The sequence below is a fragment of the Amycolatopsis sp. NPDC026612 genome (assembly GCF_040638285.1).
Lineage (GTDB): Bacteria > Actinomycetota > Actinomycetes > Mycobacteriales > Pseudonocardiaceae > Amycolatopsis.
In genome coordinates this window covers 76465-85723 of record NZ_JBEZYB010000032.1, presented here as the reverse complement: position 1 = coordinate 85723, position 9259 = coordinate 76465, and the positions used below count along the sequence as shown (strand labels likewise).

The 9259-nt window shown below is 70.6% G+C and carries 7 protein-coding genes; 4 read left to right on the top strand and 3 right to left on the bottom strand.

What is annotated here, in order from left to right; translation table 11 throughout:
* Window positions 1-162: 162 nt before the first annotated feature.
* The 3 genes from AB0F15_RS26460 to AB0F15_RS26450 all read right to left on the bottom strand — a co-directional run bounded on the left by AB0F15_RS26460 (window position 163) and on the right by AB0F15_RS26450 (window position 3235).
* Window positions 163-405, bottom strand: a complete 243-nt coding sequence (locus AB0F15_RS26460; protein ID WP_360275514.1) for a phosphopantetheine-binding protein — start codon at window positions 403-405, stop codon at window positions 163-165.
* Window positions 406-674: 269 nt separating this feature from the next.
* A complete protein-coding gene (locus AB0F15_RS26455; RefSeq protein ID WP_360275511.1) occupies window positions 675-1916 on the bottom strand; it encodes an acyltransferase in 1242 nt (413 codons plus the stop codon).
* Window positions 1917-2080: 164 nt separating this feature from the next.
* A complete protein-coding gene (locus tag AB0F15_RS26450) occupies window positions 2081-3235 on the bottom strand; it encodes an epoxide hydrolase family protein (RefSeq protein WP_360275508.1) in 1155 nt (384 codons plus the stop codon).
* 268 nt (window positions 3236-3503) lie between these two features.
* On the opposite strand from AB0F15_RS26450, the gene cmdF reads away from it, so the two are divergent.
* The 4 genes from cmdF to AB0F15_RS26430 all read left to right on the top strand — a co-directional run bounded on the left by cmdF (window position 3504) and on the right by AB0F15_RS26430 (window position 9237).
* Window positions 3504-5105 (top strand): tyrosine 2,3-aminomutase, encoded by a 1602-nt coding sequence (gene cmdF / locus AB0F15_RS26445; RefSeq protein WP_360275505.1) that lies wholly within the window; start codon window positions 3504-3506, stop codon window positions 5103-5105.
* Window positions 5106-5235: 130 nt separating this feature from the next.
* The gene (locus AB0F15_RS26440) at window positions 5236-6591 is read left to right on the top strand and encodes a condensation domain-containing protein (RefSeq protein ID WP_360275502.1); all 1356 of its coding nucleotides are present in this window, start codon (window positions 5236-5238) and stop codon (window positions 6589-6591) included.
* A gap of 30 nt (window positions 6592-6621) precedes the next feature.
* Complete coding sequence (locus AB0F15_RS26435; RefSeq protein ID WP_360275500.1) at window positions 6622-8133, top strand: FAD-binding protein; 1512 nt, start codon at window positions 6622-6624, stop codon at window positions 8131-8133.
* Between the two features lie 33 nt (window positions 8134-8166).
* Window positions 8167-9237: an acyl-CoA dehydrogenase family protein gene (locus AB0F15_RS26430; RefSeq protein WP_360275497.1), complete on the top strand. Its 1071-nt coding sequence runs from the start codon at window positions 8167-8169 to the stop codon at window positions 9235-9237.
* Window positions 9238-9259: the final 22 nt, after the last annotated feature.

The window sequence follows — 9259 nt, the reverse complement described above, 5'->3', positions numbered from 1 at the left end:
GTAGGAACCTGGTTCGTAGCGTTCACAACGACACCACTTCCCCATGAAGGAGACCGTTGTGAACGTAGGCATCCTGGGCACCGGAAACTTGGCAGCAGCCACCGGCCGGATCTCTTTCGTTTCGGTACGGGCGGACGTCGGGGGGACGCGGTTCCTCGTCCGTCAGGCCGCCGCCTCGTCGGCCTTGGCGGCGACGACCTCGGTCAGCGCGGCGAGGTTCGGGTCCTCGAACATGTCGCCGACGTCGATCCAGACACCGAGCTCCTCCTCGAGCCGCGAGACGAGCCGGACGGCCGTGACGGAGTCACCACCCAGCTCGAAGAAGGTGGCGTCCTCCTGCCCGCTGGGCACGGTGAGCACGTCCCGCCAGATCTCCTCGACCTTCCGCGCGATGTTGCTGCTCAATGGTCTACCTCCAACTGTCAGGTGGATAGCGGGGAATCGTCCGGAAAGGGCGCCGGAAGAACCCACGATCCCATCGTGGATCCCGGCGCCGGAAGAATCGTCTCGTGCTGTGCTTCCCCGGCCGAGGGCTTCCCCCGGCCGGTGCCAGTAAGTCCACATCGGACGCAGTGGACGCACCGGGCGCACTGGGTGCATCGGACCCCGGAGACGACCGAGCCTGGTGGAGCGTCCGATGTGGACACTCCACCAGGCTCGTCGCCGCGGGTCCCTCAGAGGGCCGCGGTCGGGACCGCCGCCTTCGACTTGGCGATCCGGGCGCCGAGCCGGCCCGAGGGCCGCTCGACCAGGTAGTACGTCAGCGTGGCCAGGATGATCGTGCCGACCAGCACCTCGCCGACCAGGAGCCAGGGTGCGATCGTGCCCGGCGTCAGCATCGGCGCGGTCCCGAACAGGCTGCCCGCGCGGAAGACGAAGTACAGCACCGGGAAGTGCCACAGGTAGACGCCGTAGGAGATCCGGCCGAGGAACACGCTCAGCTGGTTGCCCAGCACCACGTCCATGACCTTGGACCGGGCCGTCGGCGCGATCAGCGGGACCAGCACCAGCACGCCCCACACGACGGTCAGCACGTGGTCGAGCAGCGCCTGGCTGATCGGCGGGTAGTCACTGCTGCCCGCCTTGTCGAACGGCCGGATGCAGTTGACGATGTAGAGCGCGAACGCCAGCGCCCACCACGACAGCGGCGACTTGGCGGCCAGCCGGTAGAGTCCCGGCAGCTTGCCGGTCACGTCGTAGTAGGCGTTCAAGGCGCCGAGCACCATGCCGAGCGCCATGACGCCGAGGAACATCGGCGGCCAGAAGAGCTCGATCGGGTACTCGCCCATGGACGGCAGGTGCGTGTAGATCTCCCACGCCGGGCCGATCAGCACGAAGGGGAGCAGGCACCAGATCATCCGGCGCAGCTGCCGGGCCGGGTCGCCGGCCGCGCTCCGCGCGTACCGGTTGATCAACGCCGCGGCGACCGGCAGGAGCAGGTAGAAGATCACCTCGGTGACGACGCTCCAGCTGATCTCCAGACCGGGGATCAGGCCCGAGGCGTCGGTGTTCTTGAAGTAGTGCAGCCCCAGCACCGGCGCCACCACGTACCAGACGTTGTCGATGCTGGCGAAGTTGATCAGCAGCAGCGTGGCCGCCACCACCACCCAGTAGGTGGGCACGATGCGCAGCAGGCGCCGGGCGAAGAACGCCTTCAGCGGCGGGCCGCTCGCGCCGGTGAACGTCGCCTTGGCGAACGACTTGTACAGCAACATGCCGGACAGCAGGAAGAACGGCGTCAGGATGATGGTCAGACCGACGCTCAGCCAGTTGATGACCGGTACGCCCTTCGCCGGTCCGAGGTCCATGATTCCGGCGAAGTAGGCGGTGTGTGTGAACAACACACCGATCGCGATGAGACCACGGATCCCGTCGAGCACGGGCACCCGGGCCCGGCGCGGCGGATTCCCCTTCACGGTGGCTTCTGGTGTTTTCGATGGTTCTGCTGTGGGTGGCCCCACTAACTCGGCGACCATCAGCGTGCTCCTTCACTTCAAGAACGGGGGGACCGTGGATTGTCAGAATTCAAGACGACGATCCAGGCGGCGGTCATCTCCGGAATTGCTCGGTCGTGCGCTGTTCACCGCAGGGTGCGGACGAACGCGCGGATGTCCTCGACGAGCAGCTGGGGTTCCTCCAGCGCGGCGAAGTGGCCACCGCGCTCGAACTCGGTCCAGTGCGTGATCGTGGGGATGTCGCGGTCGGCGATCCGGCGGATCGGCAGGAACGCGTCGTGCGGGAAGACGGCGACGCCGACCGGACGGGTCTGCGGCGGCGGCACCGCGCCGGCGACGGCGGCCCGGACGTCCGCGGCCCCCTCGTAGTAGAAGTGCGCCGAGGAGCCACCGGTGGCGGTGAACCAGTAGAGCGAGACCAGGGCGAGCAGCCGGTCGCGGGAGATCGCGTCCTCCGGCACCTTCGCCGACTCGTCGGTCCAGGCCTGGAACTTCTCGATGATCCAGGCGAGCTGGCCGACGGGGGAGTCGGTGAGGCCGTAGCCCAGCGTCTGCGGCCGGGTCTGCTGGATCTTCATGTAGCCGGACTGGTCGACGTCGAACTCGCCCAGCTTCTGCAGCCGCTGCTGGTCGGTCTCGGAGAGGTCGGCGAGCTCGGCCGGGTCCCCGGAGGGGAAGGTCATCAGCATGTTGACGTGGATGCCGAGCAGCGGCTCCGGGTTGACCAGGCCCTGCACGAGGGAGATCACCGAGCCGGCGTCCCCGCCCTGGGCGACGTACTTCTCGTAGCCGAGCCGGCGCATCAGTTCCGCCCAGGCGAAGGCGATCCGCGGCACGTTCCAGCCGGTGGTGCGCAGCGTGGAGAACCCGTAGCCGGGGATGGACGGGATGACCAGGTGGAAGGCGTCCGCCGGGTCGCCGCCGTGCGCGGCGGGGTCGGTGAGCGGCCCGATGACGTCGGCGAACTCCAGGAAGCCGCCCGGCCAGCCGTGCGAGAGCAGCAGCGGGGTGGCGTCCGGCTCCGGCGACCGGACGTGCAGGAAGTGGATGTCCTCGCCGTCGATCTCGGTGGTGAACTGCGGGTACTGGTTGAACTCCGCTTCCACGGCGCGCCAGTCGAACGAGGTGCGCCAGTACTCCGCCAGGTCCTGCAGGTAGCGCAGCGGCACGCCGCGCTCCCACCCGAAACCGGCCAACTCCGACGGCCACCGGGTGTTCGCCAACCGCTCGCGCAGGTCGTCGATCCGGTCCTGGGGAACATCAATGCGGAACGGTTTCATGGCTGGTCCTTTTCTGCGTGCCGAAGCGGCCGGTATCGCTCCAGCGGCTCTTTATTCCGCCGATCATCGCCGGAGGCGTATTCGTGTTCAACTCCCGGCGTGCGCCCCCACTCCGCACGTGCGGAGAAGAAGTTCGCCGCCGGCTTGGGCATTATTGGCCGAGGCCGCTACGCGACCCACGTGTCCCGAATTCACCGAACCCGGTGGCAGAGGTCGACACGAATCGGTTGCCTCGAATGCCACACCGACATCTTTACGGGGTGAAGAAGTGACGCTGGTCGATAACGACGAGTCGATTGATTTCAACGGGGACAAGCTGGACATCGAAAGCGTCCGGCGCGTTGCCGTGAATCAGGCGCCGGTGAGGCTGGAGGCGACCACCCTGGAACGCGCGGCGGAGAGCCGCCGCCAGTTCGAGGACACGGTCCGCAGCGGCGTCCCCGTCTACGGTGTCACGACCGGCTACGGCGAGATGATCTACATGCTGGTCGGCACCTCGAAAGAGGTCGAGCTGCAGACCAACCTGGTGCGCAGCCACAGCGCCGGCGTCGGTCCGCTGTTCGCCGAGGACGAGGCGCGCGCCATCGTGTCCGCGCGGCTGAACGCCCTCGCCAAGGGCTACTCGGCGGTCCGGCCCGAGCTGCTCGAGCGCCTCGCGCTCTACCTGAACCTCGGGATCACCCCGGCCATCCCGGAGATCGGCTCGCTCGGCGCGAGCGGCGACCTCGGCCCGCTGGCGCACATCGCGTCCTCGCTGATCGGTGAGGGCTACGTCCTCAAGGACGGCAAGAAGACGCCGACCGCCGCGGTGCTGGAGGAGCACGGCATCGAGCCGCTGCAGCTGCGGTTCAAGGAGGGCCTCGCGCTCATCAACGGCACCTCGGCGATGACCGGGCTCGGCTGCCTGGTGCTCGGCCGCGCGCTCACCCAGGTCCGCCAGGCCGAGATCGTCACCGCGCTGGTGGTGGAGACCCTGCACGGCTCACTGAGCCCGTTCCAGGCGGAGGGCCACGACATCGCCCGGCCGCACCGCGGCCAGATCGACACCGCGGCGAACATGCGCGCGCTGCTGGCGGGTACCCAGCTCGCCGTCGAGCACGCCGACCTGCGTGCGCAGGCCAAGGCGCAGCAGGACGGCGACGTCTCGCGCACCGATGTCTGGATCCAGAAGGCCTACACGCTGCGGGCCATCCCGCAGGTGCTCGGGGCCGTCCGCGACTCCGTCTACCACGCCATCAGCACCGTCGAGACCGAGCTCAACTCGTCGAACGACAACCCGTTGTTCTTCGAGGGCAAGGAAGTCTTCCACGGCGCGAACTTCCACGGCCAGCCCGTCGCGTTCGTCATGGACTTCACCACGATCGCGCTGACCCAGCTCGGGGTGTTCTCCGAGCGGCGGACCAACCGGCTCCTCAACCGGTACCTCTCGGGGCTCCCGGAGTTCCTGGTCGGTTCCGGCGAGCCCGGTCTGCACAGCGGGTTCGCGGGTGCGCAGTACCCGGCGACCGCGCTGATCGCGGAGAACCGGACCATCGGCCCGGCCAGCACGCAGAGCGTCCCGTCCAACGGCGACAACCAGGACGTCGTCAGCATGGGCCTGATCGCCGCGCGCAACGCCCGGCGGGTGGAGTCGAACAACAACTACATCCTCGCCGTCGAGTACCTCGCCGCGGCGCAGGCCGTGGACGTGTCCGGCCGCTACGACGGGCTCAGCCCGGCGGGCAAGGCGACCTACGAGGCCGTCCGCGCGCTGGTGCCCACGCTGGAGCGCGACCGCTACATGGCCGACGACATCGAGACGATCGCCACGGCGCTGCGCCAGGGCAAGTTCCTGGAAGCGATCCGCCAGGCCGGCGTGGACCTGCGCTGACCCGTTACCAATCCGGCCAAAAGCAGGCCGGCCCCCGCGCGGCGGGTAACCGTTGCCACGAAGTCGTTCGGCCGTGGCTGTGGCCGGATTGGTAACGATGGGCACAGTGAGCACTAGAGATGGGCGAGAGATGAGCAACCCGACGTCGGCGCAGCGGTTCCCGGTGTCCTACGCGCAGCAGATGCTGTGCGTGTTCGATGCCGGCGAGGAAGACTCCGGGCCGTTCGGGCCCCGGCACAACATCACCTGGAGCTGGCGCGTCCGCGGCCGGGTCGACACCGCCACGCTGGTCGAGGCGATGGGCGACGTGGTGGCCCGCCACGAAGCGCTGCGCACCCGGATCGTCCGCGAGGGTGATGACCTGTACCAGAGCGTCGTCGCGCCGAGCCCGGCGCAGCTGTCCGAAGTGGACCTCTCCGCCGTCGCGCCGGAGGACCGGGACCGGCGGGCCGAAGAACTGATCATCGAGCTCGAGGGCAGCCCGTTCCCGATGGAGCCACTGCCGCTGCTGCGCGCGGTGTTCGGCCGGTTCGACGAGCAGGACTCGGTGCTGGTGCTGATCATGCACCACGCGGCGGTCGACGGCTGGTCCGCGCAGGTGATCGCGCGGGACCTCGCGGAAGCCTACGCCCGCCGGCGCGGGCACGACATCGCCGAGCGGCCCGAGCCCGGCCAGTACCGCGACTTCGCGGTCTGGCAGCGGGAGTCGGTGGCCGAGGTGGTGCCGGAGACGTCGCTGGCGTTCTGGCGCCAGAAGCTCGACGGCGGGCGGATGGCCACGGCGACGACGGACTTCCCGCGCTCGGCCGGCCTGCCGAAGAACACCGCCGTCTTCCGCTACACCATCGACTCGGACCTGACCGCCGCGGTGCGCGCGGTCGGCCGGGGCAACCGCAGCACGCCGTTCATCGTGCTGCTCGCCGCCTACTACGTGCTGCTGGCCCGGCGGACCGGCGCCACCGACCTGGTGGTGCCGACCATCGGCGCCCACCGCAAGCAGGCCCGGTTCCACGACGCGGTCGGCAACTTCACGAACTTCCTGCCGCTGCGCACCGACCTCGCGGGCACCGCCACGTTCCAGGACGTGGTCCAGCGGACCCGCGCGACCTTCCTCGAGGCGTACTCCCGGGAGATCCCGTTCCTCGAGGTGCTCGGCGCGGCGCCCGCCGTCATGGCCCCGGCGGCCGAGGACGACCAGGCGCTCGTCGCGTTCCAGGTGCTGCAGCTGCCGTTCACGCTCGACGGCGAGACGGTCGGCGACCTGGAGCTGCGCACCGTGCCGCGGCGGCTGTCCCAGGAGCGCGCCACCGAGATCCCCGACGGCGCCCTGTGGCAGCTGGACATCTCGGCCGACGGTGAAATCAGCGCCTACCTCGGTTTCAACACCCACAAGTTCACCGAGGTCACCATCCGCGCCATGGCCGACGAGTTCACCCAGGTGCTGAAGGACACGGTCCTCGACCCGCAGGCACCGCTGCGGCTCTGACGGAAAACCGAAAGAACGAGGTGTTTTGACGTGAGCGGAGCGGCACCCGTGCCGGGGTTCGGGCCGGCCACCATCGAAGCGGGCGACCCGCGTTACGAGAGCCTGCTGCGGGGGGCCAACCACCGGTTCGTCGCCAAGCCGGACCGGGTGTGCGTGGTGACCACGACCGAGCAGGTGGTCGCGGTGGTCGCCGACGCCGTCGCGACCGGGCTGCGGGTCACGGTGCGCAGCGGCGGGCACGGGTACGAAGGCTTCACCGCGGCCGACGGTGGTGTCCTGCTGGACATGTCGGAGATGACGGCCGTCTACTTCGACCCGTCCCGCCGCGCGTTCGCCATCGAACCGGGCGCCACCCTCGGCCACGTCTACCGGGTGCTGTTCAAGAACTGGAACGTGACCATCCCCGGCGGCGAGTGCACCGAGGTCGGCGTGGGCGGGCACTTCGCGGGCGGCGGCTACGGGCCGCTGTCGCGCCGGCTGGGCGCGGTCGTGGACTACCTGTACGCGGTCGAGGTCGTCGTGGTCGACGCGGACGGCACCGCGCACGCCGTGGTCGCCACGCGCGAGCCCGACGACCCGCACCACGACCTGTGGTGGGCGCACACCGGTGGCGGTGGCGGCAACTTCGGCGTGGTGACCCGCTACTGGGTGCGCGCGCCGGGCGCCACGTCCGCCGAGCCCGCGGAGCTGTTGCCGCAGGCGCCGAGCCGCTGGCGCGTCGCCTACTGCATGTGGTCGTGGGACGCGATGACGGAGGAGTCGTTCACGACGGTGCTGCGCAACGTCGGGACGTGGTTCGAGCACAACAGCGCGCCCGGCTCGCGGCACGCCCAGCACTCCGCGTCGTTCTACGCCTCGCACCGGTCGGGTGGGGCGCTGCTGCTCCAGGCCATGGTGGACGACGACCTCCCGGACGCGGCCGCCCTGCTCGACGAGTACTTCGACGCGGTGTGCGAGGGCGTCGAGGTCGAGGCGATGCGCACGCAGTCGGTCAAGCCGTGGCTCTACGTCGCGGCCTACCCGAACTGGGGCGACCCGGGCACGCAGGACATCCGCCGGGCCAAGCTGAAGGCGGCCTACCTGCGCAAGGGGTACGACGAGGACCAGCTGTCCACCGTCTGGGAGCACCTCACCCGTGAGGGCTGCGAGCACAACCAGTTCATCCTGATCGGCTACGGCGGCCAGGTGAACACCGTCGCCCCGGACGCGACCGCCACCGCTCAGCGCGACTCGGTGCTCAAGGCGGCGTTCATGGCGGTCTGGGCCGACGAGGCGGAGGACCACGAGCACATCACCCGGCTGCGCGAGTTCTACCGTGACGTGTACGCGAAGACGGGCGGGGTACCGGTGCCCGGCGAGGCGAGCGACGGGTCGTACATCAACTACCCCGACATCGACCTGGCCGACCCGGAGTGGAACACCTCGGCGGTGCCCTGGTCCACGCTCTACTACAAGGACAACTACCCGCGGCTGCGGCAGATCAAGGGCCGCTACGACCCGCGGAACGAGTTCCACCACGGCCTGTCCGTCGAACTGCCCTGACCGGTGGCGGGAAATCGAACGCGGGAGGCCGGAATGCCCTACGCGGACGTGCCGACGCGCGCGGAGCTGGTCGACCGGGTGGCCGGGCTCGTGCCCGTGCTGCGCGGCCACGAGCTCCCGGCCGCCGGGCCGGTGCCGGCCGAGACCATGGCGGTGCTGAGCGGTGCCGGCGTGTTCCGCGCGCCGGTGCCGAGGCGCCACGGCGGGTACGGGTGCGACAGCCGGACGCTGGTCGGCGTCGCGGCCCAGCTCGGTCGCGCGGGCGCCGCCGTGGCGTGGACCGCCGCCGCCCACTGGGCGTCGACGTGGCTCGTGGGCGTGTTCGGTGCCCGCGCGCGCGACGAGGTGTTCGGCACGCCCGGCGTCCTGGTGTCCGGGACGCCGGCCGCGGGCGCCACGGCGACGCCGGTGGCGGACGGCTTCGTGGTCGACGGCGCGTGGGAGTTCGTCGCCGGGGCGTGGCACGCGCACTGGCAGGTGGTCGTCGCGCTGGCCGTGCCGTCCGCCGGAGCGCCGTTCCCGGTGGCGGCGTTGCTGCCGCGGTCCGACCTGCGGGTCACGGCGGCCAGGCCGGCGGCCGGGGTGGCCGGTACCGGCGGCGCAGCCACCGCGGCCCGCGGGGTGTTCGTGCCCGCGCACCGGGTCGTCGAACTGTCCACTGTGTATGCACAGTGGACTTCGGCGGTGGCGGGGCAGGCCGCGTCGTCGGTGGGCGTCGTCCTCGGCATGGCACTCGACGGGTGGGACTGGTACCTCGACGGGCTGGTGGCCGACCACGCGACGGTTCCCGCCCGGACCACGGACGCGCTCGCCATGATCGACGAGGCCGAGCAGCACGCGGACCGGCTCGCGTCGCTGGTGGACGGGCACGCCGGCGCGGACTGGACCGAGGCGGACTCCGCGCGGGTGCGGGACGACCTCGCCGCGGCGTGCGGGCTGGCCCGCGACGCCGTCCACGTCCTGGCCGCGGTCAGCGGGCCGGGTGCCGCCGAGGGACCGGCGGCGATCCGGCGGCTCGCACGGGACCTGGACGCCGCCGCCCGCCACGTGCTGCGCGGCTTCGACGACGGCGCCGGGCAGGCGGGTCACCACGCGGCCGCGTGAAAGCCCTTCCGCCCGCGCGCTC

Bases quoted from the DNA above. Each gene is read 5' to 3' on its own strand.
- AB0F15_RS26440 (WP_360275502.1), top strand. From the start codon at position 5,236: ATGAGCAACCCGACGTCGGCGCAGCGGTTCCCGGTGTCCTACGCGCAG.
- AB0F15_RS26430 (WP_360275497.1), top strand. From the start codon at position 8,167: ATGCCCTACGCGGACGTGCCGACGCGCGCGGAGCTGGTCGACCGGGTG.
- AB0F15_RS26450 (WP_360275508.1), bottom strand. From the start codon at position 3,235: ATGAAACCGTTCCGCATTGATGTTCCCCAGGACCGGATCGACGACCTG.